Consider the following 25,550-nt stretch of genomic DNA (forward strand, 5'->3'; position numbering starts at 1 on the left):
AACAAAAAGCCAGAAAAATTTGACTTTCACTCTTTAATTAATTGTTAAAAATAACGTTTATTCTACGGCGTTCTAGTTGTCATCTTAGTTTTTTTTGTTTTTTCTCAACTTTAGCTATAATCAAAATAACGGAATAAAAAGAGTAAGCTATGGACAGAAACTCAAAACAGGGTTTATCAGATAAAGTAATACAAACTTTTTGTATTGGCGGTGTGTATATCATAGATAAACGAATTGGTTATGACAGAAGACTTAAAAAGTACAAATACCAAAAAAAGTACGACCGTAGACTCAGTAAATGGGCTAAAAGTATTAACCGACGTAATCTATCTATTTATATTGTTATTTAAAACGTAAGTGATCAATGTAGACCCCATAGTTAGGTGGAATTAAAGCAAAGACATATAATTACTAATTTCGAATATTAAATAAAAATGCAAATCTTTACTTCTCCAATCCGCATTATCGAGACATAGTCACTTTTGCCACTTTGAAGACTTAAAGTTTTAGTACCATACCGACAACTTTAGGGCAGTAAGCAGTCATAAATCAAGAGCCGAATCAATATATCTAGCAGTCTTAATGAGCCTAATATAGTCATTCAACCTTAACTATCTATACTTAGATTGCTGGGGTTATGTACTCGTCGCATACGAATATTGAGCCTTACTCACTTGATGATTTCCGCTTTTTTTTTCGATGCACGAGTTACTTTACCCATAAACGAATACTCAGGACTTGATAATAATCGCTGCCTATATTTTTTAGAAGAGTAAAGAATACATAACAAACTTCAACGATAGGAGATTCGTTATGAGTGATTGAAAAGGCAATTTTTCGATATTTATCGGGTTAGATTGGGCTAATAAGAAACATGATGTGTGTGTTCAAATAGGTAATAGTGACGTTCGCAGTTTTTACGTAATAAAACATTCTCCTGAGGCTATAGATACTTAGCTAATGACGTGAGTGCTTGATGCAATTAGCAAGAATGATCATCTATTAAATGCGATTAGTATTCGTTATTTCACAACAATATATTGCTAACTTAGGGGCATTTTTGTCGGATCTGAAGTCATAAGGGAATCATAGATGCTAACGACCGCTTTAAGTCATGGAGCTGCCGTTAGTAAAGCAAACGCTACCGTCAACAATGCGCACAAAGTGATCATTAATAATTCAAAAGTGTATGACCGCAATGGTGGCTAAGCGGACTATTCATTGTGATAAATATGAGTCTAAATTAGGTCGGCTTTATGGCAAAAGTGAATCTTTATATATGAGTCGCCACCGGCAGTAATGAGCTTGCAGCATTCATAGAAATTACTCTCGTTCTTCAACTTTATTTGGAATATTTTTGACACTTTTTTAATAAATAAGAATTACTGCCAAATTTTTTTCTATCTTTACTCACAAAAGCCTATTTATGCTCAACGGCATAAATAGGCTTGCATGGGATTTTTGTTTCGATCTTTATTTAGCTTCTACACCTGCTTAGATGTTGCTATTAGCACGGACTAAACTGTTTTCCTATATTTTAAATCGTTCTACTAAGCTATCTAAGTTCATTGCCATTGCTGTTAATGACTCACTTGAAGAGGCTATGCGGGTTGATATTTGTGCACTGTTTTCTGTACTATCACTAATCGCATGCACATGAGTATTAATTTCACCAACGACTGCTGCTTGCTCTTCTGTTGCCGTGGCGACCTGAGTATTTAAATCTGAAATTTGTTGAATATTTGCCACAATTTCATCGAGTGCTTCTGTAGTCTGCTGAGCATCAGTTACCCCAATTTCGGCAGTCTCTTTACTTTCTCTTATACCATCTACCGCTCGCTTAGATTCCGTCTGTAACAGGTTAATCATTTTATTAATTTCATCTGTTGCCTCGCTGGTGCGCTTCGCCAAGTTGCGTACTTCATCAGCTACAACAGCAAAACCACGACCCTGTTCGCCAGCCCGAGCTGCCTCAATGGCGGCATTTAAGGCCAGTAAGTTTGTTTGCTCTGAAATGCCACGAATAACATCGAGAACACTACCAATTGCATTGCTCTTATCCGCTAAAGACGCAATGGTAGTAGATACTGACTCCATCTTCTGAGCCATCTGGTAAATATTTTCAGTGGAATCTTTAACAACAATTTGTGCATGCTTAGCTTGAGTTGTTGCTTCACTTGTCGAGTCTGCTGCATGGGCGGCATTTTCGGCGATTTCGCTGATGGTTGAACCCATTTGACTAATCGCTGTTGCAACTTGTGTTGCGATATCACGCTGACTTTCTGCATCTAATTTTGATTGCTCTGCATCTTGAGAAACTTTAATAGCTGCTTGGCGAACATTTTTCGATGTTGTAGACACATCATTAACCACAGAATGTATTTTATTAATAAAGGTATTAAAGCCATGCGCTAAACGCGATACCTCATCACTACCACTTTCACTTAATCGGTAACTAAGATCGCCTTCTCCATCGCCTAATTCACTGAATACCTGTGCAAGATCGTTAATAGGTTTGGTTAAACTTTTTGCTAAAATAATACTGATAAAGATAAACACAATAACAATAATACCAAACCATATAAGCATATAATTTCGAGATTCGTTCAATGCTAAGTAAAGCTCAGCTTTTGGAACTTCTGCAACCACATACCAGCCAAGGCTTGAGATATAGCTAGTCGCAATGATTAAGTCTTTGGTTTCTTGGAAGGCAAACTCTTTTTGGGATAAAAGAATTTGAGCGTTTATATTATTATAAAGATCAGTGAGTTTTGTTTTGTCACTTTTTTCCTTGTCTTTATGAATTTTCACTAACCCTGAATCATCGACAAGATAAACAAAACCAGACTCTTCAATTTTAAAGCTATTTAAATAACTCACCATGTCATTAAATGACTTTGACAACCCAGACATACCTCTTCCGTTCAGCTGCTGGTAGTTGATAAATACATCTACATTACCATTAGGGTATGCGTAGGTACTCGCGGACTCTTGTTTGTTTTCATTGGTAAACGCAAAAAACCAACCATCAATATTGTCATCTTTAAGTACGCGAAGAAAACCATCTTGGTTCCAATATCTAGCTGTTTTCCGATCGGCAAAGGATGCATTACTCAAGTTGTTATCTTTAGCTATTTTATCTAACATTTCTATAACGTTATTGTCATTTTCTGCACTCGTACCAGACTTTATCCAATCAAGTAAAAAAGGGTTTGTTGCAATTGATTTTGTTAGTACTTTCATTTCTGAGATCTCTCCATCCACAGCATTGCGAACACGCAGCAAAAGGTTAGGTAAGTCGGAATGCTGTAATCGGGAAATAAGTAGCTCTTTAGCTTTTGAGTGACCGACAAATCCGACGATGCTAGTAGATATCACGACAGCCATTAACATGGCAATTACCAGTTTAGATCGGATAGAAAGGGTGGTGAAAAATCTCATCAAATAGTTCCTATGGGTAAGTTTTCTGTAGACTTTGCTGTTACGGCGATTTGACAATAAAGCTCTGTTATAACAAGCGTTCGCTATAAATTTTGTTAAGTTTAACATGTGCTTGTATGTTCAACATTAAAAAAATAATAATTCAGCTATAAATTCGATATCAGCTGATACTCATTTTATCTAATTAGTACAAGCAAAAATCTATAATTTTTTGCTGCCGCTATTTAGGCTAATTAACGGCCTGTAACCGCTAGGTATTAACACAAAGCAGTTTAATTGATAGGTTACCTAATGGCGTTTTCACCTCTATTTTTAGTAGTGAATTATGATGGTTTTTTTGATAATAAAGTGTACTTAGCTTCATTATTGCAAGGTTATACTGGTAAGCGTTACGACGGCAAAGCTTAAAGCAATTATAAATTTTATTAAGTTAGATTATTTGACGTTCTTGCTTAATGTCCTAGTGCTTTGGCTGGTTAATAAGCTCTTGATTTAAAAATATTTTTAATGATTTATTTCATGGTGTTGAGCAGATGTTTATAAAGTTTATTTGGTAAATATAGATTAGAGGCAAGGAGTTAACGAACAAATTTTTATTTAAGAGTTGATAATACTTTCATTAAACTTGTGCAGTGTATTTAACAACACGACACAAGTTAAGGTTAACAGTTAAAGCAGAAGATTACTCTTCAGATACCGAGCGAAGTAAGGCATTAATACCTACTTTAGCGCGTGTTTTTGCATCAACTTTTTTAACGATTATCGCTGCATATAAGCTATAGGTACCACATTTAGAAGGTAGATTACCTGGCACAACTACTGAACCTGCTGGTACTCGACCGTAATGCACTTCGCCGGTTTCTCGGTCATAAATACGCGTACTTTGACCGATATAAACGCCCATTGAAATTACGGCACCTTCTTCAACCACAACGCCTTCTACAATTTCCGAGCGAGCGCCAATAAAGCAATTGTCTTCAATAATGGTTGGTCCCGCTTGTAGCGGTTCAAGAACGCCACCAATGCCAACGCCACCTGACAGATGCACGTTTTTACCAATTTGTGCACAAGAGCCAACAGTTGCCCAAGCGTCTACCATACAGCCTTCATCCACATAGGCACCAATGTTAACGAAACTTGGCATTACCACAACATTTTTGCCAATATAACTACCGGTACGCACTGATGCACCCGGTACAACTCTGACACCATCAGCAACAAAATCGGCATGGGTATAATCAGTGTATTTCATCGGCACTTTATCGAAAAATGTGCTTTCTGCACCGTCGATAACTTCGTTATCCCAAATTCTAAATGATAGTAACACGGCTTTTTTCAGCCATTGGTGTACAACCCATTCACCCGCAATTTTTTCTGCAACGCGCGCTGAGCCATTGTTTAATGCCGCTAATGCATCTAATACCGCTTGTTTTACCTCAGTAGATACAGTGGCAGGCGTAATGTTCATACGTTCTTCGAACGCTTTTTCAATAATTGTTTGTAATGCTAACATCAAAAATTCCTAAGATTAATTTGCTAAAGTTTATCGGTGACTATCAGCGCAAAGCATCACTTCTAATGCGTCTTTTTGCTCTGTGGTTAGTATTTGATTGTCATTATTTGAAATGGTAAAAACATCCTCTGCTTTTTCGCCGAATGTGGTGATTTTAGCTGAATGTATTTGTATGTTACATTTTTGAAAAATAGTAGCAATATTAGCCAATAAACCAGGATGATCTAAAGCCACTATTTCTAATATTGTCCGGTTTTTTGCTGTACCATCTATAAAACTGACATGTGTTGGTACTTTAAATTGGCGAAAGCGTTTCGCTAAAGGCTTAGGTTTAATACGGATTTCTTTTGACGCTAATTTAATGCTTAATGAACGCGCTATGGATAGGGCTCTAGCACTATCATTAATGGCTTTATTACGGTTATCTAGGACCACAAAGGTGTTGGCAGTGAAGCCAGACTTATTAGTGGTTATTTTTGCGTCATGAATGGACAATTTTTTTGCGCCAAGTAATGAAACAATATTGAAAAATATATTAGGTTTATCTTTTGTATAAACGAATACTTCTGTGCCACCACGATAAGGTTTTGGACTAATAATGACCAAGGGCTTAACTTTGTTGTGCGACAAAATATGTTTAGAGTGCCAAGCAATTTGTTCAGGGGAATAGCGTAAAAAGTAGTCGGCTTTAAACTCTTTCCATAATTGTTTTAAGCGCTCTTGATCGAGCGATTCTACTTTTAAAATTTCAATAGCTTGTTGTTGATTTTCTCTAATTTTTGCTCTTAAATCAACTGGCTTTTCAAGACCACGTCTAAAGGCTCGTTTGGTACTATAATATAAATCTTCCAGTAGATTAGCTTTCCAACTATTCCATAAACTTTCATTGGTGGCACGCATATCAGCGACAGTTAAACAGTATAAATAGTCTAAGTGAGCTTCGTCTCGGACAATTGCGCCAAAAGTTTTAATGACTTCAGGGTCAGAAATATCTCTGCGCTGAGCGGTAACTGACATTAATAAATGTTTTTCTACTAGCCAAGCGATCATTCGACCGTCGTGGTCACCCAATTTATGGATTTTGGCAAAGTCTAACGCGTCAATTGCACCAAGTTTTGTATGATCGCCACCACGACCTTTAGCAATGTCGTGAAATATACCAGCGAAATATAACAGTTCAGGTTTACGCACGCGTTGAACAATCTTGCTACACAAAGGGTATTCATTATTATGTTTTACTTGGCTAAAACGATACAAATTTTTCAATAAACGAAAACTGTGCTCATCGACAGAGTAGGCATGAAATAAATCAAATTGCATTTGACCAACAATATTTCGCCATAGCGGTAAGTAAGCACCAATAATAGAATGGCGGTGCATAAGCGTGAAGGCCAAACCTAAACCACGAGGGTGTTTAATTAATGCGACAAAGATTTCCCGGCAGCGAGCATAGTCAATCATTCCTGAGACTAAACGCCGGCGCGCATTACGCATTAAGCGTAAAGTCTCTGGATGTAAGTCAGTAATCTCTTTATGTTGGGCAATCAGTAAAAACATTTCCATGATCATGGTTGAACGGGTAAAAACCCGTTTATCACAGACCTTGATTTGACCATCGATAATGACAAAATCATCATTAAGAACTATTTTCTTACTGTGTTTTTTTTCGTTTAATATAGCGTATTCAAAATGCTGTAAAAGCATTCTATTTAACTCTGAAACACGCGATATAATGCGGAAGAATCGTTTCATCATCCGCTCAATAGCAAGCTTGCCACCATCGCCAAAACCCATTAATTCAGCAACATCAGCCTGGTAGTCAAACAGTAAGCGGTTTTCATTACGCCCAGCGATAAAGTGCAATGCACAGCGCATACGCCATAAATAATCTTGACACTCAAGCAGTTCAAAAAACTCATTAGTGGTGAGGTAGTTATGGTCAATCAATTGCTCAAGCGTATCTGCCATAAAATGGCGCTTGGCGACCCAGCCAATAGTTTGAATATCACGTAAACCACCAGGGTTAGCTTTCAAATTAGGCTCGAGGGTATAAGATGCGCCATGGTATTGTTGATGACGTTGATACTGTTCATTACGCTTGGCAAGAAAAAACTTTTCAGAGGTCCAAAATATGTCTTCAATCAACAAGGGTTGTAATTGAGACACTAAGGCATTATTACCACAGATTTGTCGTAACTCCATCAAGTTTGTGGCGATGGTGACATCGTCAATTGCTTGATTAAGACATTCTTTTATGTTGCGAACACTATGGCCTATATCAAGTTTTACATCCCAAAGTTGGGTAATAAAAGCAGATATTTTTTCGGCTAAGTCATCGGCTACAACATTTTGGGTAATTAATAAGATATCAACATCTGAATAGGGATGAAGCTCTTTTCGACCATAACCGCCAACAGCAACCAAACTGATTTGAAATTCATCCAAATGGTGCTGACACCAAAGTTTGGTTAAAATCAGATCAACATAAAAAGCCCTAGCAGCAACAAGCGAGGTAACTTCACTAATGGGAAACTGCTCTTTTTGCCACTGAAGAAATTCATTACTCAGTACACATATTTGTGAACTATTTAATGAAGGGGCACTAACGGCGAGAGCCTCAATGTACTTCTCTGGAATTAATGATGATGTATTCAACAATTAGCTCTCATATTTGGCTGTCGTAGATTTATTGATATTGGATATTACCATTAGCTTTTAAGTTATAATAATGTTGGTGGTTATTGAATTATAAAGTATTAAGCATTTAATTATGTAATATTCGAGCAATGGTGTCATCTTTGCGCAAGGTTAATATTTCGCAACCGGTTTTGGTCACTACAAGGGTGTGTTCCCATTGTGCTGACTTTTTACCATCTAAGGTATATACCGTCCATTTATCTTCTTTGTCGAGCAAGGTATTAGCACGGCCTAAATTGATCATAGGCTCGATGGTAAAGCACATGCCTTCTTGCATCTTTTCGTTGTCATTATTTTTATAATGAACAATTTGTGGTTCTTCATGGAATACTGTGCCTATACCATGGCCACAATATTCTTTGACTATTGAATAACGACCCGATTTTTTGATGAACTTTTGAATAGCCGTGCCTATTTCACCAAAGGTATTGCCAGGCTTAACTTTTTTAATGCCGATATAAAGTGCTTCTTGGGTAATACGACAAAGACGATTATCTTCAGCAGAAGTTTCGCCAATTAAAAACATTTTACTGGTGTCACCGTGGTAGCCATCTTTTATCACGGTAATATCAATGTTGAGTATATCGCCATCAACTAAAGGCGTGTCATTGGGAATACCGTGGCAAACTACGTGGTTAACCGAAGTACAAATGGACTTTGGAAAATGATGGTAATTTAAAGGTGCTGAAATGGCATTTTGTACTTTGTCAGTAAATTCAGCACATAAGGTATTAAGTTGGTCGGTTGTTACGCCAGCCTGAACGTGAGGTTCGATCATTTCCAATACATCTGCAGCAAGTTTTCCCGCAATTTTCATTTTTTGAATTTCTTGCTGATCTTTAATCGTTATTGTCATAAAACCTCAAACGTGACTCTGTAAATAATGTGATTAGGGTAAATTAATTAGCTACTTATTGTATTGCAATAAACTGTATCGCAATACAGTTAGTCGTAGGTAAATAATAATTATTGGTGATTTTACCTGTTTTTGTTACTTTTTCCCAATCGTAAAACGCTAGAGTGAATAGTTAAATAACAAATAGCGGCTTTTTGCTAGGAATAGCGTGTAAATATTAACGATGGAAAAAGTACAGTCCAGCAATTAAAAATAATTTTAACTCTCTTTTTCTCTGCTTATCGAACGATGTTTGTTGAGCTATTTTTATAGGGTTATACCCTTTAAAAAAGAGTGATGACAACGCGAAGTTGTCATCACTTAGCATTAAGATAAATTTTCTAATTCAATGTTAACTGCTTCTATTATGGCTTCAGGATTCTCTAAATAAAGGTTGTGATTTAACAATACCAAACTCTCATTGCATGCCAATAACATCGCTGGAATGGCTTGTGTGCCAATAATTTCCTGCACTTCTATAATATCATGAATAGCAAATTCAGCATCTTTGGTTAGCTTGTTAGCTTGTAGGCATTTTGCTGGTGGTGACAGTTTAAGTTCGTCAATTATTTCACTAACGCTTTCTTGGTCAGTCAATTCATTACCCAAAACAAAGTGTGCATGCTGCAATTTCGTCAACAATTCAAAGGCAGACTTTGCCGATTTGTTTTGCACCCAGGCCATCAAGTTAGCGGCTAAAGTTGAGTCTTTTGTGTAATTGAGTGTATCAAGGTAATTGGCACCAAACACTACTTGACTAAATTCGCTTACATCAGCAAGGGTAGTGGCTGATACTTTGTTGTCACCATCGTAATAACCTATGTGCATAGCTCTAAGCGTAATATTTGGAAAAGCACTTAACACTTTTTCAACTAATACTGCAGAGGCATAGCTCCAAGGACAATGACTATCATAAATATAAAAAAGTTCTGCATTTTGTGTGTTCAATGACATAAGTTAACGAGCCTGATAAAAAAGTGGCTTAATTTTAACTTGCTGCTATTAAAGATCCTAGCCCTTAGTAAAATAAAATATCATTAAGCTTAATTTTAAGTTAAAAACTAGTTAATTGTTCTTGAATATGTTATAAAGTGCGCCGTTAAATTGTTTGTCTGAGTCTTCGATGATGCTTGTCTAAATCTTCGCTGATTTTTTCGAATATATTTAGCAATAAAAAGGGTATTGAAAAAATTCAGTACATTAAAACTAAACTCACATACATCTAGCAAAGATATACCGGGGTGCTCAGCGAATTTACAGTAAGTAAAGCGCAATAAGGGTCGTGTATATTGGATGTATGAACGCTTAACCCCACAAAGGAAAAAACATGCCAAACGTTTCTATGCGCGATATGCTTAAAGCAGGTGTTCATTTCGGTCACAAAACCCGTTATTGGAACCCAAAAATGAAATCATACATTTTTGGTGCTCGTGATAAAGTTCATATCATCAACCTTGAACAAACTGTACCAATGTTCAACGAAGCTCTTGCTGTATTAAGCAATGTTTCTTCGAAGAAAGGTAAAGTTTTATTTGTTGGTACTAAACGCGCAGCAAGCGATGCTATAAAAGATGCAGCGATAAAATGTGATCAATTTTACGTAAATCACCGTTGGTTAGGTGGTATGTTGACTAACTGGAAGACAGTGCGTCAATCAATCAAACGTTTAAAAGATCTTGAAGCTCAAAGCTCTGACGGTACATTTGAAGCACTTACTAAAAAAGAAGCTTTAATGCGTACTCGTGAAATGGAAAAACTTGAGAAAAGCCTTGGTGGTATCAAAAACATGGGTGGTTTACCTGATGTTTTATTTATTATTGATGCGGATCATGAGCACATTTCTATTAAAGAAGCTAACAACTTAGGCATTCCAGTAATTTCTGTTGTTGATACAAACTCAAATCCAGATGGCGTTGACTACATCGTTCCAGGTAACGATGATGCGATTCGCGCTGTGACCTTATACTTAGATTCTGCAGCTAACGCTGTACTTTCAGGTCGCGAGCAAAACATCGCAGTACAAGCTGAAAAAGACGGTTTTGTTGAAACTGAATAAATTCAGTTTTAAGTAACGTTTTATGCTGTTATTACCACAACAATTTTGGTTGTTGTGGTAATTACTGAAAACTTTTTATATTGAGGAAAATTTCATGACAATTACTGCTGCACAAGTTAAAGAATTACGTCAACGCACAGCTGCGGGGATGATGGATTGTAAAAAAGCTTTACAAGAAGCTAATGGCGATATGGAACTTGCGATCGAAAATATGCGTAAGTCTGGCCAAGCGAAAGCGGCTAAAAAAGCGGGTAATATCGCTGCTGAAGGCACAATCTTAATTAAAACTGAAGGTGGCCTTGCTGCTTTAGTTGAAATTAACTGCCAAACTGATTTCGTAGCAAAAGATAATAACTTCCTAGCTTTTGCTAATGAAGTTGCTGATGCCGCTCTTGCTGCTAGAGCAACTATCGAAGAGTTACAAGCTCAATTCGAAGAAAAGCGCATTACGCTAGTGACAAAAATTGGTGAAAACATCAATGTTCGTCGTGTAGAATACATTGAAGGTACTACATTAGCGACATACAGTCACGGCGCTACCATCGGTGTTGTTGTTGCTGGTGAAGGTGATGCAGAAGCACTTAAGCACATCGCTATGCACGTTGCTGCAAGCAAGCCTGATTACATCAATCCTGAAGATGTTCCTGCTGATGTTGTTGAAAAAGAAAAAGCGATTCAATTAGATATCTTAAAAATTGAAAATGACAAGCTTGAAGAAAATAAGAAAAAGCCTGTAGAGTTGCTTGAAAAAATAATCATTGGTCGTATGAAAAAATTCACTGGCGAAGTATCTTTAACCGGTCAACCTTTCATCATGGAACCTAAGAAAACTGTTGGCGTTATCTTAAAAGAGAAAGGCATTTCAGTTGCTAACTTTGTTCGTTTAGAAGTTGGTGAAGGTATTGAGAAGAAACAAGAAGATTTCGCTGCTGAAGTTGAAGCACAAATCGCTGCGGCAAAAGCTTAATTCACTTTGGTGAATTGATATGAGTTAAAGCATATTTCTTGAAAAAGCGCCGATTGGCGCTTTTTTTATAGCAAAATTTTGCAGATAAAGCAGGCTACAATAAGTCAGCTACTTTGGATAATGTATATTTATCGGTTGAATATCATACTATTTTACCAGTGAAAAACGATAAATAGCATCTAGGGTAGACTTTTTTCATATTTGACTTTCGAACCGTGGCTAAACGTATTAAAATAGCAGCGGTCGATCAGACCTAGTCTATTTTAATTTAAAAATTCTTAAGGAATGTTTATTACATGAGCATCAACCCCAAACCAATGTATCGTCGAATTCTTTTAAAACTCAGTGGTGAAGCCCTAATGGGCGAAGAAGGTTTTGGCATAGATCCGAAAGTATTGGATCGCATGGCACAAGAAATAAAAGAATTAATCGAAATGGGCATTCAGGTTGGCTTAGTTATTGGCGGTGGTAATCTGTTTCGTGGTAAAGGCCTGGCTGAAGCCGGCATGAATCGAGTTGTGGGTGACCAAATGGGCATGTTGGCAACCGTCATGAATGGCTTAGCTATGCGTGACGCTTTACATCGTGCTTTTGTTAATACGCGTTTAATGTCAGCAATCGATTTAGCCGGTGTTTGTGACCGCTATAATTGGGCTGAAGCTATTAGCTTATTAAAATCTGGCCGCGTGGTTATTTTTAGTGCTGGCACAGGAAACCCATTTTTTACCACTGATTCAGCAGCTTGTTTACGTGGTATTGAAATTGAAGCTGACGTGGTGTTAAAAGCAACGAAGGTTGATGGCATTTATTCAGAAGATCCAGTGGCCAATCCAGATGCAACTCTATACAGTCATTTAACCTACCAAGACGTTTTAGAAAAAGAATTACAAGTGATGGATTTAGCGGCTTTTACACTAGCGCGTGATCACAGTATGACGCTACGTGTGTTTAACATGAATAAACCTGGCGCATTAAAGTCTGTCATTATGGGTGGTGATGAAGGTACAACGATAGATCACGCCAAAAATTTAAATTAATTAGTGCAGGAATAAAATAGTGATAAACGAAATAAAACAAGACGCTCAAGAAAGAATGGCGAAAAGTATCGAGTCATTAAAAATTAGTTTGAACAAAGTACGTACCGGGCGGGCACATCGCTCATTGCTTGATAATATTGTTGTCTCATATTACGGTATGGATACACCGCTTAACCAAGTGGGCAATATCGCTGTGCCAGACGCACGTACTCTAGCTATTACCGTATTTGACAAAGGTATGATTGGTGCGGTTGAAAAAGCCATTTTGAAGTCTGACTTAGGACTGAACCCGTCATCACAAGGTACGTTAATTCGTATTCCTTTACCGGCACTAACCGAGGAGCGACGTAAAGACTTAGTTAAAGTCGTTCGTGCTGAGGCAGAAGGCGGTAAAGTTGCGGTACGTAATATCCGTCGTGATGCAAATACTGACATTAAATCATTAAATAAAGAAAAAGAAGTCAGTGAAGACGAAATGCATCAAGCGGAAGATGACATACAAAAAATTACTGACACGTTTATTAAACAAGTTGATGATATTTTGACCGTTAAAGAGAAGGAATTAATGGAAATTTAAAATTTCCATTGCTTAATCCATAACGCCGTAGATAATGACTACGGCGTTTTTGCATAGACTAATTTAATACTCAGCGTTAAGCTTACTATGGAGAGTATGTGAGTAAAACAGATAACGAAATTAACCCCTTGCTAGCAGCAGAGGCGAAAATACCTCAGCATATTGCTATTATTATGGATGGTAATGGCCGTTGGGCACAGTTAAGAGGGAAAAAACGTGCAGCAGGGCACAAATCTGGTGTTGAGTCAGTGAGATCTTCAGTCGCTACGGCAGCAAAAAGTGGTGTTAAAGCGTTAACTTTATTTGCTTTTAGTAGCGAAAACTGGCAGCGCCCCGAAAGTGAAGTTGGTGTTTTGATGGATCTTTTTATGTTTGTTTTAACTCGAGAAGTTAAACGATTACATAAAAATGGTATTAAATTTAATGTTATTGGTGACTTGAGTAAGTTTTCTAGCAAATTGCAGAAAATGATCAAAGACTCAGAAACTTTAACGGCTGAAAATACTGGTATGGTATTATCAATTGCCGCTAACTATGGCGGACGCTGGGATATCACTTACGCAGCAAAAAAATTGGCAGAAAAAGTAGCACGTCAAGAAATCACCGCTGAGGGGATTACCGAAGCCGCACTTCACGAACAAACAAGTTTGGCTCAGTTACCTGAATTAGATTTATTGATCAGAACAGGTGGCGATTATCGCATAAGTAATTTTTTGCTTTGGCAAGCAGCTTATGCAGAGTTATATTTTACCGATGTGCTATGGCCAGATTTCAATGAACAAGAGTTTATAAAAGCGATTACTGTGTTTGATCAACGAGAACGACGTTTTGGTCAAACGGGTGAACAAGTAACTAATAAAAACTAAAAATACTTAATAGCAATTTGATTAATCAAGTGATCTACTTTTAATGAGGAAAAATAGATAAATACCAATCATAAAATTTAGTCAGTAGTTATTCTACTTATAAGTTTTATAACGCCGTATTTTTTCATTTTAACCATTAAAAATTAACCGGTAATTAATCAAGTTGCTGTAACACAATTTAAGGAATATCGTTTGTTAAAACAACGCATTATAACTGCATTAATACTCGCACCCGCTGCGATTTGGGCGATTTTTTATTTATCTCTAATTAACTTTGCAGCAGTAATGCTAGTTGTTATGGCTATTGGTGCTTGGGAATGGGGACCCTTAATGGGTTTTGCTAACAAGCGTCGCCGATTAGCTTTTGTCGGTATCACCAGTATATTAATAGCAACATTATGGCATTTTTTACCGCTTGAGCAATTGTGGCATGCGCCAAAGCTTTTACTTGAGCAAGCCAATATAGTGTTATGGTTAGCTGTTGCTTGGTGGTTGTTATCTGCAGGATTAACCTTTTTATATCCACGCTACAGCGCCTTTTGGTCCAGTCATCGCTCCGTGCGTGGAATTTTTGGATTTTTAACGTTAATTCCTACGTGGTTGGCTTTTATGGTCCTTAGAAGTAGCGATTACCAAGTAGACAGTTACCATGGCGCGCAATTGTTGATGTTTCTGCTTCTCATGGTGTGGAGTGCTGATGTTGGTGCCTACTTTGTTGGCAAGTCTATTGGCAAGCGCAAACTGTTACCCAATGTCAGCCCAGGTAAAACCTTAGAAGGTTTCTTAGGGGGTGTTATTTTTGCCTGTATTATGGTGGCAGTTGCCGGTTACATTATTGATTGGTCTATAGCGCAATATCGCGTCGTAATACCCGTAACAATTTTAATTACCACCATTTCTGTCTTGGGTGATTTAAATGAAAGTATGTTTAAACGTCAAGCGGGTGTAAAAGACAGTGGTACAATATTGCCAGGGCACGGTGGAGTACTCGACCGTATTGATAGTCTAACAGCAACAGCACCTATCTATGCGTTATGTTACGTATATTTGGGTTGGTAGAATAAATGCAAAAATTGTGTATTCTAGGCTCTACTGGGTCCATTGGTAAAAGCACCTTAGATGTTGTGCGATTGCATCCTGAAAAATTTGATATCGTGAGTTTGTCGGCTTATTCAAGCGTTGATGATATGTTTAATCAGTGTCTAGAGTTTCAGCCTAATAAAGTCGTCATGGTCTCTGGAGTACATGCCGAACTGCTGGTTAAAAAATTGATTGCCACAAAACTTGCTAATATTGAGGTGACCTCAGGTACTCATGCGCTTGAAATCATCGCGCAAGACCCTGTTACTGATACGGTCATGGCTGCCATCGTCGGTGCTTCAGGCTTGTTGCCGACATTAGCGGCAGTTAAAGCTGGTAAAAAAGTGTTGCTCGCTAATAAAGAAGCTTTAGTGACCTCTGGCGCCATATTTATTGAGGCCGTAAAAGAGTTTGGTGCCCAGCTTTTGCCGATTGATAGCGAACACAATGCAATATTTCAGTGTTTACCGTTAAGGGCACAACAACAGCCAGGTTATTGTGACCTAGCTGACAATGGGGTCAGTAAAGTCTTATTAACGGGCTCAGGTGGACCGTTTAGAACCTGGGAAAATCATGAGTTAGAATGTGTGACTCCTGCACAGGCTTGTGCACATCCTAACTGGGATATGGGCCGTAAAATATCGGTTGATTCAGCGACTATGATGAATAAAGGCCTAGAGTTTATTGAGGCTAAATGGCTGTTTAACATTGACCCTGATGATATTCAAGTTGTGCTCCACCCGCAAAGTACTATTCACTCTATGGTACAATATAAAGATGGCTCTGTTATTGCTCAAATGGGTAATCCTGATATGCGTACACCGATTGCGCATGCGTTAAGTTTTCCACAACGTATTGAATCTGGCGTCGCACCCTTTGATTTTTTCGCAGCAAAATCATTAGAATTTCAAGCAGTCGACCTCGTCAAGTACCCGAATTTAAAGTTAGCGATTGATGCCTGTAAAAGTGGCCAAGGTGCATGTACGGCACTGAATGCGGCCAATGAAATTGCCGTTGATGCTTTTTTGAACGAAAAAATTAAATTTACTGATATTGCGAAAATAAATGAAACTTCTGTCAATAAATTTGTCTCAGAAAAGGTGACTTCAATCGAAGATGTTGTTGCTTTGGATAAAAATGTTAGAATTTTCGCACAATCACTGATAACTCAAGCCAAGCATTAACATAATTAAAGAGTAGTAGCATGATAGAGTTTATATGGAATCTTGTGTCTTTTGTTGTTGCACTGGGTATTTTAATTACCGTTCATGAATACGGTCATTTTTGGGTCGCACGTAAAAACGGTGTGCAAGTAGACCGCTTTTCTATCGGTTTTGGTAAAGCTATTTGGCGTAAAGTCGATCGTCATGGCACTGAGTTTGTTATCGCCATGATACCACTGGGCGGATACGTTAAAATGCTCGATAGTCGAGTCGATAACGTAAGCGAAGCACAAATAAGTCGCACCTTTAATGCCAAGTCAGTGTATCAACGCATTGCTATTATAGCCGCAGGGCCTTTTGCTAATTTTGGTTTTGCTATTGCCGCTTTCTATTTAATGTTTTTAATTGGTGTGCCAAGCGTAAAGCCCATTATTGGTGAGGTGACTGCGGGTTCAATTGCTAGTGAAGCTAACTTACCGAAAAATAGTGAAATAATCGCTATTTCAGGGCAGGAAACCTTAGACTGGCAAGCGGTTAATTTAGCGTTAGTCAGTGCAATAGGCGACAAAAATATTATCTTTACAGTAAAGACCCCGGGTAGAACATCAAGTCAAGACTTTAACTTAAATACCAAAAACTGGACATTCGCACCGGAAAAAGAATCCTCGATAGCCAGCTTAGGTTTTATGCCATATCGTGCTAATGTGCAAGCAACGCTAGCCGTTGTTGCAGCAGGTAGCCCAGCAGCAAAAGCAGGATTAGTCGTAGGTGACGAATTACTTTCTATTGCGGATGAAAATATTAATGGTCAGTGGCAGAAGTTTTCTGATCAAATTAAACTCTATCCAGAGAAAAATATTCCGGTTAAGGTATTACGAGATGGTAAAGAATTAACGCTTAACGTTCGACCTGAGGAAAAAATGCAGAAAGGTAAGGTGATTGGTTATTTAGGCGTACAGCCGATATCGGATCCCTATCCAAAAGAATATTTATTTGAACAAGCTTATGGTCCAATATCTGCACTTGAACAAAGTGTGGTAAAAACATGGAATTTAGTAACATTAAGTTTTGATATGATTGGTAAGTTAATTACCGGTGACGTATCAGTTAAAAATTTAAGTGGCCCAATATCAATTGCACAAGGTGCAGGTAATAGCGCTAGTTATGGCTTTGTCTACTTTCTGGGCTTTTTAGCGCTTATTAGTATCAACCTTGGCATCATTAATCTTTTACCTTTACCTGTTTTAGATGGAGGACATTTATTTTATTATTTTATCGAGTTTTTAACGGGGAAACCCGTGCCAGAAAAAATACAAGAAATAGGTTTTAAATTTGGTACTATAGCGCTACTAAGCTTAATGAGTATCGCCATATTTAACGATTTATCGCGACTATAACTAAAAGAAGTATATAAAGTTAATATTTTATGATTATTAAAAAACTTGCCCTGGCGGTATTATTAGGTAGTTTGGGAACATCAGTGCAAGCGGCTGACGATTTTCAAGTAGAAGATATTCAAGTTAAAGGCCTACAGCGTGTTGCGCTAGGAGCAGCCTTAACTCATATCCCATTCAATGTCGGTGATAACTTAAACGAGTTTCGTGTATCACAATCAATTAAGGCACTTTATAAGTCTGGCCACTTCAGTGACGTTGTAGTCTCAAGAGATGCTAATGCTGTTATTTATCGGGTCCGAGAAAGAGCAACGATTAGTGCTATTACTTTTGATGGTAATAAAGATCTCAAAGAAGAGCAATTGATCGAAAGCCTCGACGGCAGTGATATTCGTGTTGGTGAAACACTAGATATGACCGTTATCTCAGGTCTTGAAGTCGGTTTAGAAGATTTTTATCACAGTGTGGGTAAATACAACGCTGATGTTAAAGCCAATGTCACTTATTTACCGCGTAATCGCGTTAACATTGACTTTGTTTTTAAAGAAGGTGATGCTGCAGCGATAGAGCAAATCAATATTGTGGGTAATGAAAAGTTTTCAGATTCGGAGTTGCTCGAGCGAATTGAATTAACTTATGATTCACCATGGTGGGACTTTATGGCGCAAGATCGCTATCAAAAGCAAACCTTGCAAGGTGACATGGAAACGATTAAAAGCTATTACCTGGACCGAGGTTATTTGCAATATAAAGTTGATTCAACGCAAGTATCAATGACACCGAATAAAGAAGCGGTATACATCACACTTAATGTGACTGAGGGTGATATGTATACCGTTAGTGGCGTTGACTTTATTGGTGATATGGCCGGCTTTGACAAAACTATTCGTGCCATTACGCCGATTAAAACTGAAGAACTTTATAATGGTGCGCTGGTGACCTACTCAGAAGAGTTAGTCAGCAAGTTTTTAGGTCGCTATGGTTATGCCTATCCAAAAGTGGTAACTATTCCTGAAATTGATGAAGAAAACAAAACTGTGAAACTGGTGTTGTCTATTGATCCAGGTAAACGGGTTTATGTTAATCGCATTAACTTTAAAGGCAATAATGTCACCTCTGAAAGCGTCTTACGCCGTGAAATGCGTCAGATGGAAGGAGCTTGGTTATCTAACAATCTCGTTGAAGGCTCAAAAGCTTGGTTACAACGTTTACCTTATATGGAAACGGTTGAATTTCAAACTAACCAATTACCTGGTGAAGACGACCTTGTTGATATTGACTTTGAAGTAAAAGAGCAACCATCGGGTTCATTTACCGCTGGTATTGGTTACGGCTCAACTACACAGTTAAGTTTAAACGCGGGTATCCAGCAAAATAACTTTTTAGGTACTGGTAATCGCTTAGGTTTTAGTATTAATACCTCAAGCTACTCAAAAAGTGCCAACGTTTCTTACACCGACCCTTATTTTACGGTTGACGGTGTTTCGTTAGGTGGTAATCTTTTTTATCAAGAGTTTGACGCCGGTAATGCCAACTTGGTTGAGTATAATAATAAAACTTACGGTGCGGGTGTCACCTTAGGTTTTCCTATTAACGAGTATGTGCGCTTAAATTTTGGTGCAGGTTATAAGAATAATGGCATTACGCGCCTAGAATCTTACGAACAAATTCAGAAGTTTTATGAATTATATTCAGATCCCGATGATCCTGATGGTGGTTTAAATTTTGAGAACTTTGATCTTAATGCCGCAATATCACGTTCAACACTAAATCGTGGAACATTTCCTACTGCTGGCTCACAACAAAGTCTATCTTATAAAATGACCACGCCTAACTCAGACGTGAATTATTTTAAAATTAACTTAGATACTAAATGGTATTTTCCATTAAGCCAGGACCAACGTTGGACTGTGTTAGCTAAGTTTCAGCTAGGTTATGGTAATGGTTATGGTTCTGTTGAAGGTAACGACCAAGTTTTACCATTTTGGGAAAACTTTAGAGCAGGTGGCTCTGGTACTTTAAGAGGCTTTGAATCAAATATTGTCGGACCACGTGCAATATATCGCCGACCAACCTCAATTCCAGGGACACCGGATTCAGTTGGTTCTAATGGTGGCTGTTGTTTAGGTCCTGATCATGATTTCATTCAAACCTCTAGACGTTCTGTTGGTGGTAATGCTATTGCTATTGCAGGTCTTGAACTGATTGTGCCAACGCCATTTCTAGATGAAGGCTTTAGCAACAGTGTTCGCACAAGTATATTTATTGATGCCGGTAATGTTTGGGATACAGAGTTTGATTTAAACAGCTACAAGGACTTAAATAGCGTTGAGCGTGAAAAAATTGATGACTACTCCGATGCAGGTCGCTATCGAGCGTCGGCAGGGTTATCCGTGCAGTGGTTATCACCTATGGGGCCAATGATTTTTAGTTTTGCTAAAACGTTGAAAGAAGTTGAAACCGATGATACCGAATTCTTTAGCTTTAATATCGGCCAAACGTTTTAAGTTTTGGCTAAATAAAGGCTGTTAATTGACTTAATTTAGCTTCCTTTAAATAAATAGGCTTGAACCAAATTAACTGAGGCGGTATAACTACCGCATAACAAAATTAAATAAAAATATTGAAAAATATTTTAGGAGTAAAAATTGAAAAATTTGATTAAATCTGTCGCAATGGCTACTGCAGCATCAGGGTTTTTATTAGCGAGTTCAGCTATGGCAGCAGAGCAAAAAATTGGTGTAGTTAACTTTCAAGAAGTTATGGGCAAAATTCCACAAACTGCAGCAATAATGAAAAGTCTAGGCGAAGAGTTTAAAGACGAACAAGCTGTGTTATCACAACTTGAGACAGATATTAAGTACCTTCAAGAAAAGCGCAAGCGCGATGGTTCATTGATGAGCGCTAAAGATATTGCAGATTTGGAAGCTCAAATTGGTACGCTTTATCAAGATTATCAAGCGAAAGGCAAAGCATTCCAGGAAAAAACTGGTGCGCGTAAAAACGAAGAAACTAATAAAATTATCGCATTGGTTCGCCAGGCAATAGACAATATCGCTGCAAAAGGTGATTATGATTTAGTACTTGAGCAAAGTGCCGTAGTTTACTCAAAACCAGACTCTGCCATTACAGCAGAAGTGGTTAAGCAAGTTAGTGTACTGAAGTAATAATATATTGTCAGGCAGTTTGAATAAAAGCTAATGCAGTTCTTTATTCTTTGCTTTCTCGCCTATTTAATATTCCGAATCAAGTTGATTCGGAATATTGCGTTTAGCCCTAAGATGCCTAGCACTTTCTTTAAGTCGAAATGGGTTAAATAATTGACTACATTCAATGCGACAAATAGTCGTGTTCAATACGGATAATTGCTGCTACATACGCTGATGACTTACACCCATGTAAGCACATGGCTCCAAGGCATAAGTCAATACTTGCACGTCGATGTAAGCCAATAGAACAAGGTGCAGCACATTGTTGAAATAGTCAGCTGATGTGATTGTGTACAGCGAAACAATGCAATTACTTAGACGATTTAAAGCTGAACAATTAATTAACCTGCCTGGTATAACGGCTACTTTAAACTTTACCTTAAACAACATATAAAAAAGTTGATGCTTATGAGTTACATTCTTGCAGACATTGCAGAAAAAATAGGGGCTGTTGTTCAAGGCAATGGACAATGTGAAATATTGAGTATTGCCACCTTAGCTGGTGCATCATCAGGACAAATCGCTTTTTTAGCGAACAGTAAATACAGTGAGCAATTAGCAACAACTCATGCTAGTGCAGTCATTGTAACTGAAGCTGATGCGGAAAAATGTCAAACCAATGCCTTGGTTATGGGTAACCCTTACATGGGCTATGCTTTAGTTGCCCAATTACTTGATACAACACCAAAACCTGCCCACAATATTCACGCCAGTGCTGTTATTGATGATGGCGCTATTATTGGTGAAGGCGTGACTATTGGTGCTAATGCGGTGATTGAAGCCGGTGTTAATATTGCAGACGGCGTCAGTATAGGTGTAGGGAGTTTTATTGGCATTGGGGCTCAAATAGGTGCTAACTCTAGCATTTGGTCTAACGTTAGTATTTATCATGGTGTGGTTATTGGTAAAAATTGCTTAGTGCATGCTAATACCGTTATTGGCTCCGACGGTTTTGGCTATGCAAATAATAAAGGTAGTTGGGTGAAGATACCACAATTAGGCACAGTTATTATTGGTGATAATGTCGAAATAGGGGCAAGCACGACCATAGATCGTGGCGCTTTAGGTAACACTATTATTAAGAATGGTGTTATTTTAGATAATCAAATACAGATTGCTCATAATGTGGTAGTCGGTGAGAATACCGCCATGGCGGCTTGTAGTGTTATTGCTGGCAGTACTGAGATTGGCAAGAATTGCGTTATTGCCGGCCTTGTTGGTATCAATGGTCATATTAACATCGCTGATGGCTGTGTATTTACCGGTATGACCATGGTAACAAAAACGATATCTGAGCCAGGGGTTTATTCATCCGGTATGCCATGTCAACCCAATAAAGAATGGCATAAGAATAACGTAAGAATTAAAAAACTTGAATCGTTAACTAAACGCTTAAGTACAGTAGAAAAAGAATTATCCCAATTGAAATAATTTTCGCTAACGAATGAATTCATTAAGTTAATGGCGATGAGTAAAAAATTTGCACTTAAACGTCATAATTAAATACATAAAGGAATAAATTTTGGAATCGCAAAATAATATTATCGATGTTGAAGGAATTAAACAGATCATTCCACATCGTTACCCGTTCTTATTAGTTGATCGTGTACTTGATTATTCACCTGGAAAGTCAATCCATGCGATAAAAAACGTCACAGTCAATGAGCCTGCATTTTTGGGGCATTTTCCAAGCTATTCTATCTTTCCAGGTGTACTTATTCTTGAGGCGCTGGCACAGGCTAGCGGTATTCTAGGCTTTAAATCAGTGGCAGATAAAGTCGATGGTGAATTGTTTTTATTTGCCTCAATTGATAAAGCAAAGTTTAAAAAGCCTGTTCATCCAGGAGATACCATACATTTACATTTAGAACTTATTAAAGAGCGCCGCGGTATGTGGAAGTTTTACGGCGAAGCTAAAGTTGATGGCAAAGTGGTATGTTCTGCGGATTTAATGTGCGCAAGAAGAGCAATATAATATGATAAATTCAACGTCATTGATCCATCCGCAGGCAATTATTGAAGCTGGGGCCGTTATTGGCAAAAATGTTAACATTGGACCATGGACTCATATCGCAGCGAATGTTGTTATTGGTGATAATTGTCAGATAAGTTCACACGTTGTTATTAATGGCCCAACGACTCTGGGTAATGGCAACCGTATTTTCCAATTTGCCTCGATTGGTGAAGATTGCCAAGATTTGAAATATGCCGGTGAGCCAACAGAATTGGTGATCGGGGACAATAATGTTTTTCGTGAATACTGCACTGTGCATCGCGGTACTATTCAAGACAATAATCTAACGCAAATTGGTAGTAACAATTTATTTATGGCTTACACCCATGTTGCGCATGACTGTATGGTTGGCAGCCACTGTATTTTGGCAAACGGTGCGTCAATTGCAGGACATGTTCATGTTGGCGACCATGCCATTATTGGTGGTATGACAGGTGTACATCAGTTTTGTCATATTGGCGCGCATTGTTTTGTTGGCGCCAACTCTTTAATTCTTAAAGATATTCCTCCTTATGTCATGGCATCAGGCCAACCGGCAAAACCCTTTGGTTTAAATAGTGAGGGCTTAAAACGCCGTGGTTTTGATAAAGAGGTTATCTTGCATATTAAACGTGCATATAAAGCGGTTTATCGCCAAAGTTTAACGGTTGATGAAGCCATGAAAAAAATTGCTGAAGGGGATGAAAATATAGCTGAATTAACCTTCTTTACTGACTTTATTAAAAACTCTAGTCGCGGTATTATCCGTTGATTTTCTGGTGATTAAAGTGAATTCAAAGCCGTTATCTGGAAATAATTTACCTAGTAGTGAAACGATGAATGAGGTTGTAGTAACTTTTGCTATGGTGGTTGGTGAGCATTCTGGCGATACCTTAGGTGCGAGCTTAATGCAACAACTGCAACTGAGTTACCCTAAGGCCAAATTTATTGGTATTGGCGGCCCTAAGATGTTGGCGTTGGGCTTTGAAAGCCTATTTGATATGGAAGAATTATCGGTAATGGGGGTTTTTGAAGTGCTTGGGCGCTTGCGGCGGTTATTGCATATTCGAAAAACCTTAAGCGATTATTTTACTGCGAATAAACCTAACGTTTTTATCGGTATTGACGCGCCTGACTTTAATATTAGCTTGGAAGCTCAGCTAAAAACACAAGCGATAAAAACTGTACATTATGTCAGCCCTTCAGTTTGGGCTTGGCGTGAAAAACGCGTTTTCAAAATTGCCAAAGCAACCAATATGGTGCTGTCTTTATTACCTTTTGAAAAAGCTTTTTACGACAAACATCAAATACCTTGTACCTTTGTTGGCCATTCGCTTGCTGATGATATTCCGCTGGTCAGTGACAAACGCATGGCGCGACAAGCACTTGGTTTATCTGAGTCAGCAAAAATACTGGCACTGATGCCAGGTAGTCGTGCAGGAGAGCTTGCACGACTGGTTGAGCCATTTTTATTGACAGCAAAAAAAATGTTGAAGACTGAGCAAGCAAATAACGCTGAAATTATCTTTGTCGTGCCTATGATCAGTGAGCAAAGGGCGCAACAATTTCATCAATTACACCATAAAATAGCGCCTGAGCTTTTGGTACAGGTTATCGTTGGAAAAACTCAACAAGTCATGGCTGCCAGTGACTGCTTATTAACCGCATCAGGTACGGTCACGTTAGAAGCGGCCTTAGTAAAACGCCCAATGGTGATTTGTTACAAGTTTAACCCGTTGACTTATCATATGTTTAAAGGTTTTGTAAAATTGAAGTGGTTTTCATTACCCAATTTACTTGCTAACAAAAGCTTAGTGCCTGAGCTCTTGCAAGCAGAGGTTAGTGTAGAAAATATTCTGCCTTTAGTTGTAGAACGTTTGTTTGAAGATCAGTCTGCGTTGAATCAAGCTTACACTGATATCCACTTAACGCTTAAGCAAAATGCTAGTAAGCAAGCGGCTAAAGCGGTTATCGATTTATTATAATAGTGAACTAGAGTAATTATGCCTGCAGTTAAAAAAGTTTTTCCACCCTTTGAATACCCCTTAGCCTACTGCATCGCCGGTGTTGATGAAGTGGGGCGCGGGCCACTGGTCGGCGATGTCGTGACGGCTGCGGTGATATTAGATCCTGACAATCCTATTGAAGGATTAATGGACTCAAAAAAGCTCTCAGAAAAAAAAAGACAGTATTTGTCAGGAGTAATTAAGCAACACGCTATTGCTTGGTCAATAGGCCGTGCGTCGCCAGAAGAAATTGACAGCCTTAATATTCTCCACGCCACCATGTTGGCGATGCAACGTGCTGTGCAAGGATTAAATGTGACACCTGATTACATCTTAGTTGATGGTAACCGTTGTCCAACGTTTGCTCATGAAAGTGGTAATATTGCCGGGCAAAGTGTAGTTAAAGGTGATGCGCGTGTAGCAGAAATTAGTGCTGCCTCTATTTTAGCGAAAGTAGCCAGAGATGGTGAGATGGTCGCCTTAGACAAGCTATACCCTTACTATGGTTTTGCACAACACAAGGGCTACCCAACAAAAGCACATTTAGAAAAAATCATTGAACATGGGGTATTAGATTGTTATCGCAGAAGTTTTAAGCCTGTCGCCAATGTACTTGCTAATACAGCAGCCCATGTTACCAATAATTAGAGCACTAG

21 protein-coding genes are annotated in these 25,550 nt (G+C 38.2%); 16 read left to right on the forward strand and 5 right to left on the reverse strand.

The features are described 5' to 3' along the window. The first annotated feature begins 149 nt into the window (after window positions 1-149). Complete coding sequence (locus H4J46_RS15640) at window positions 150-350, forward strand: hypothetical protein (RefSeq protein ID WP_182234479.1); 201 nt, start codon at window positions 150-152, stop codon at window positions 348-350. Window positions 351-1,530: 1,180 nt separating this feature from the next. Here the strand turns inward: H4J46_RS15640 and H4J46_RS15645 are convergent. The 5 genes from H4J46_RS15645 to H4J46_RS15665 form a co-directional block, all read right to left on the reverse strand. After that, a complete protein-coding gene (locus H4J46_RS15645; protein WP_182234481.1) occupies window positions 1,531-3,441 on the reverse strand; it encodes a methyl-accepting chemotaxis protein in 1,911 nt (636 codons plus the stop codon). 682 nt (window positions 3,442-4,123) lie between these two features. Continuing rightward, entirely contained in the window at window positions 4,124-4,954 is an 831-nt protein-coding gene (dapD, locus tag H4J46_RS15650; RefSeq protein ID WP_182234483.1) for a 2,3,4,5-tetrahydropyridine-2,6-dicarboxylate N-succinyltransferase, read from the reverse strand. 30 nt (window positions 4,955-4,984) lie between these two features. Then, window positions 4,985-7,609, reverse strand: coding sequence for a [protein-PII] uridylyltransferase (gene glnD / locus H4J46_RS15655; protein WP_259365902.1), 2,625 nt, complete (start codon window positions 7,607-7,609; stop codon window positions 4,985-4,987). Between the two features lie 109 nt (window positions 7,610-7,718). Further along, window positions 7,719-8,507 (reverse strand): type I methionyl aminopeptidase, encoded by a 789-nt coding sequence (map, locus tag H4J46_RS15660; RefSeq protein ID WP_182234487.1) that lies wholly within the window; start codon window positions 8,505-8,507, stop codon window positions 7,719-7,721. Between the two features lie 366 nt (window positions 8,508-8,873). After that, on the reverse strand, window positions 8,874-9,500 hold the full coding sequence (locus tag H4J46_RS15665) for a hypothetical protein (protein ID WP_182234489.1): 627 nt from the start codon (window positions 9,498-9,500) through the stop codon (window positions 8,874-8,876). A 373-nt stretch (window positions 9,501-9,873) separates the two neighbouring features. Between H4J46_RS15665 and rpsB the strand changes: the two genes are divergently transcribed. The 15 genes from rpsB to rnhB all read left to right on the forward strand — a co-directional run bounded on the left by rpsB (window position 9,874) and on the right by rnhB (window position 25,542). Further along, the gene (rpsB, locus tag H4J46_RS15670; protein WP_081153010.1) at window positions 9,874-10,602 is read left to right on the forward strand and encodes a 30S ribosomal protein S2; all 729 of its coding nucleotides are present in this window, start codon (window positions 9,874-9,876) and stop codon (window positions 10,600-10,602) included. Window positions 10,603-10,696: 94 nt separating this feature from the next. Then, the gene (gene tsf, locus H4J46_RS15675) at window positions 10,697-11,569 is read left to right on the forward strand and encodes a translation elongation factor Ts (protein ID WP_182234491.1); all 873 of its coding nucleotides are present in this window, start codon (window positions 10,697-10,699) and stop codon (window positions 11,567-11,569) included. 296 nt (window positions 11,570-11,865) lie between these two features. Further along, window positions 11,866-12,606 carry a UMP kinase gene (gene pyrH / locus H4J46_RS15680; protein WP_182137639.1) on the forward strand — a complete coding sequence of 247 codons (741 nt, stop codon included), beginning with the start codon at window positions 11,866-11,868 and terminating at the stop codon, window positions 12,604-12,606. Between the two features lie 19 nt (window positions 12,607-12,625). Then, complete coding sequence (gene frr, locus H4J46_RS15685; protein WP_182137640.1) at window positions 12,626-13,183, forward strand: ribosome recycling factor; 558 nt, start codon at window positions 12,626-12,628, stop codon at window positions 13,181-13,183. A gap of 98 nt (window positions 13,184-13,281) precedes the next feature. Continuing rightward, window positions 13,282-14,049 carry an isoprenyl transferase gene (locus tag H4J46_RS15690; protein ID WP_310650255.1) on the forward strand — a complete coding sequence of 256 codons (768 nt, stop codon included), beginning with the start codon at window positions 13,282-13,284 and terminating at the stop codon, window positions 14,047-14,049. A 192-nt stretch (window positions 14,050-14,241) separates the two neighbouring features. Then, window positions 14,242-15,108 (forward strand): phosphatidate cytidylyltransferase, encoded by an 867-nt coding sequence (locus tag H4J46_RS15695; RefSeq protein ID WP_182234493.1) that lies wholly within the window; start codon window positions 14,242-14,244, stop codon window positions 15,106-15,108. 5 nt (window positions 15,109-15,113) lie between these two features. After that, a complete protein-coding gene (gene ispC, locus H4J46_RS15700; protein ID WP_182234495.1) occupies window positions 15,114-16,313 on the forward strand; it encodes a 1-deoxy-D-xylulose-5-phosphate reductoisomerase in 1,200 nt (399 codons plus the stop codon). Between the two features lie 20 nt (window positions 16,314-16,333). Continuing rightward, window positions 16,334-17,689: a sigma E protease regulator RseP gene (gene rseP / locus H4J46_RS15705; protein WP_182234497.1), complete on the forward strand. Its 1,356-nt coding sequence runs from the start codon at window positions 16,334-16,336 to the stop codon at window positions 17,687-17,689. 29 nt (window positions 17,690-17,718) lie between these two features. Further along, window positions 17,719-20,193 (forward strand): outer membrane protein assembly factor BamA, encoded by a 2,475-nt coding sequence (bamA, locus tag H4J46_RS15710; protein WP_182234499.1) that lies wholly within the window; start codon window positions 17,719-17,721, stop codon window positions 20,191-20,193. Window positions 20,194-20,334: 141 nt separating this feature from the next. Then, window positions 20,335-20,853, forward strand: a complete 519-nt coding sequence (locus H4J46_RS15715) for an OmpH family outer membrane protein (protein WP_182234501.1) — start codon at window positions 20,335-20,337, stop codon at window positions 20,851-20,853. 444 nt (window positions 20,854-21,297) lie between these two features. Further along, window positions 21,298-22,326 (forward strand): UDP-3-O-(3-hydroxymyristoyl)glucosamine N-acyltransferase, encoded by a 1,029-nt coding sequence (gene lpxD, locus H4J46_RS15720; protein WP_404851805.1) that lies wholly within the window; start codon window positions 21,298-21,300, stop codon window positions 22,324-22,326. 91 nt (window positions 22,327-22,417) lie between these two features. Further along, window positions 22,418-22,870 (forward strand): 3-hydroxyacyl-ACP dehydratase FabZ, encoded by a 453-nt coding sequence (gene fabZ / locus H4J46_RS15725; RefSeq protein WP_182234505.1) that lies wholly within the window; start codon window positions 22,418-22,420, stop codon window positions 22,868-22,870. A 1-nt stretch (window position 22,871) separates the two neighbouring features. Then, the gene (gene lpxA, locus H4J46_RS15730) at window positions 22,872-23,660 is read left to right on the forward strand and encodes an acyl-ACP--UDP-N-acetylglucosamine O-acyltransferase (RefSeq protein WP_182234507.1); all 789 of its coding nucleotides are present in this window, start codon (window positions 22,872-22,874) and stop codon (window positions 23,658-23,660) included. Between the two features lie 64 nt (window positions 23,661-23,724). Then, window positions 23,725-24,873 (forward strand): lipid-A-disaccharide synthase, encoded by a 1,149-nt coding sequence (gene lpxB, locus H4J46_RS15735; protein WP_182234866.1) that lies wholly within the window; start codon window positions 23,725-23,727, stop codon window positions 24,871-24,873. Window positions 24,874-24,891: 18 nt separating this feature from the next. Next, entirely contained in the window at window positions 24,892-25,542 is a 651-nt protein-coding gene (gene rnhB, locus H4J46_RS15740) for a ribonuclease HII (protein ID WP_182234509.1), read from the forward strand. The last annotated feature ends 8 nt before the right edge of the window (window positions 25,543-25,550 follow it).

Source organism: Colwellia sp. MB02u-6 (assembly GCF_014077095.1).
Lineage (GTDB): Bacteria > Pseudomonadota > Gammaproteobacteria > Enterobacterales > Alteromonadaceae > Cognaticolwellia.

Coding starts and splice junctions, on each gene's coding strand:
- lpxB (WP_182234866.1), top strand. CDS start 23,725: ATGAATGAGGTTGTAGTAACTTTTGCTATGGTGGTTGGTGAGCATTCT.
- bamA (WP_182234499.1), top strand. CDS start 17,719: ATGATTATTAAAAAACTTGCCCTGGCGGTATTATTAGGTAGTTTGGGA.
- map (WP_182234487.1), bottom strand. CDS start 8,507: ATGACAATAACGATTAAAGATCAGCAAGAAATTCAAAAAATGAAAATT.
- H4J46_RS15665 (WP_182234489.1), bottom strand. CDS start 9,500: ATGTCATTGAACACACAAAATGCAGAACTTTTTTATATTTATGATAGT.
- rnhB (WP_182234509.1), top strand. CDS start 24,892: ATGCCTGCAGTTAAAAAAGTTTTTCCACCCTTTGAATACCCCTTAGCC.
- rseP (WP_182234497.1), top strand. CDS start 16,334: ATGATAGAGTTTATATGGAATCTTGTGTCTTTTGTTGTTGCACTGGGT.
- lpxA (WP_182234507.1), top strand. CDS start 22,872: ATGATAAATTCAACGTCATTGATCCATCCGCAGGCAATTATTGAAGCT.
- H4J46_RS15645 (WP_182234481.1), bottom strand. CDS start 3,441: ATGAGATTTTTCACCACCCTTTCTATCCGATCTAAACTGGTAATTGCC.
- tsf (WP_182234491.1), top strand. CDS start 10,697: ATGACAATTACTGCTGCACAAGTTAAAGAATTACGTCAACGCACAGCT.
- rpsB (WP_081153010.1), top strand. CDS start 9,874: ATGCCAAACGTTTCTATGCGCGATATGCTTAAAGCAGGTGTTCATTTC.
- ispC (WP_182234495.1), top strand. CDS start 15,114: ATGCAAAAATTGTGTATTCTAGGCTCTACTGGGTCCATTGGTAAAAGC.
- lpxD (WP_404851805.1), top strand. CDS start 21,298: ATGCTTATGAGTTACATTCTTGCAGACATTGCAGAAAAAATAGGGGCT.
- H4J46_RS15640 (WP_182234479.1), top strand. CDS start 150: ATGGACAGAAACTCAAAACAGGGTTTATCAGATAAAGTAATACAAACT.
- dapD (WP_182234483.1), bottom strand. CDS start 4,954: ATGTTAGCATTACAAACAATTATTGAAAAAGCGTTCGAAGAACGTATG.
- pyrH (WP_182137639.1), top strand. CDS start 11,866: ATGAGCATCAACCCCAAACCAATGTATCGTCGAATTCTTTTAAAACTC.